Annotated in this window: 1 protein-coding gene; it reads left to right on the top strand. The window is 32.8% G+C overall.

Annotated elements, in window-relative coordinates:
- Positions 1 to 245: 245 nt before the first annotated feature.
- On the top strand, positions 246 to 1271 hold the full coding sequence (locus AC3DU7_RS18840; RefSeq protein WP_488040851.1) for an ABC transporter permease: 1026 nt from the start codon (positions 246 to 248) through the stop codon (positions 1269 to 1271).
- Positions 1272 to 1288: the final 17 nt, after the last annotated feature.

The raw sequence follows: 1288 nt of genomic DNA on the forward strand, positions 1-1288 counted from the left end.
TTTTGACTTAAAATTGACTTTTGACTTTTGACTTTTAACTTTGCTGCCTATTTTTCAATTCAGCAATAAAAGGCAATTACTTCTAATTTCTTACTTTTGACTTTTGACTTTTGAATTTTGACTTAAAATTGACTTTTGACTTTTGACTTTTAACTTTGCTGCCTATTTTTCAATTCAGCAATAAAAGGCAATTACTTCTAATTTCTTACTTTTGACTTTTGACTTTTGAATTTTGACTTAAAATAATGTCTCGCTCTAAAGCCCTATATTCTTATATATTAATCCGTTTGCTATTAGCCCCACTTATGTTATGGACTATTAGCACATTAGTTTTCCTATTATTAAGAGCAACACCGGGAGACCCCGTAGATGCTATTCTTGGACCAAAAGTATCAACTGCAACGAAAGAAGCTTTGCGAGTAGAACTTGGTTTAGATGGCTCATTACTAGAACAGTATCTTAATTATCTAGGAAAATTACTCAGTTTTGACCTTGGCACATCAATGACTACTCGCGGGGAGTCAGTCTGGCAAATTATTCAAAATTATTTTCCTGCCACTGTAGAATTAGCAGTATTTAGTATGGCGATCGCTCTAATTTTTGGTATTACTGTGGGTTCTATTGCAGCTTCTAACCCTGATACCAAGTTAGATATTGGTGGCCGTTTATTTGGAATTATTACTTATGCAGTTCCACCTTTCTGGGCTGGCATGATTTTACAATTAATTTTTGCAGTACAGTTAAAATGGTTTCCTTTAGGTACTCGTTTTCCTATTACTGAAAACCCGCCTCCAACTATTACAGGTTTATATACAATTGACAGTATTTTTAGTGGTAATATAAATCATTTTTTCACATCTATATATTATTTAGCTTTGCCGAGTTTAACATTAGGAATTTTGCTCAGTGGTATTTTTGAAAGAATAGTCAGAATTAATCTCAAACAAACATTAAAATCTGATTATGTAGAAGCTGCTAGAGCTAGAGGTATTCCGGAATTGAAAATACTATTTGCTCATGCTTTCAAAAATGCCATGATTCCAGTAATTACAATTTTAGGATTGACTTTTGCTGCTTTATTAGGAGGAGCAATATTAACCGAAGTAACTTTTTCTTGGCCTGGTTTAGCAAATAGATTATATGAGGCAATTAGTTCGCGGGATTATCCTACAGTACAGGGAATAGTCGTATTTTTTGCCGGAATTGTTGTGGTAGTTAGTATTTTTATTGATATTTTAAATGCTTATATCGATCCGAGAATTAGGTACTAAAGTTATAATTCAAAAGT

It is taken from the genome of Okeania sp., from assembly GCF_983059655.1.

Coding starts and splice junctions, on each gene's coding strand:
- AC3DU7_RS18840 (WP_488040851.1), top strand. CDS start 246: ATGTCTCGCTCTAAAGCCCTATATTCTTATATATTAATCCGTTTGCTA.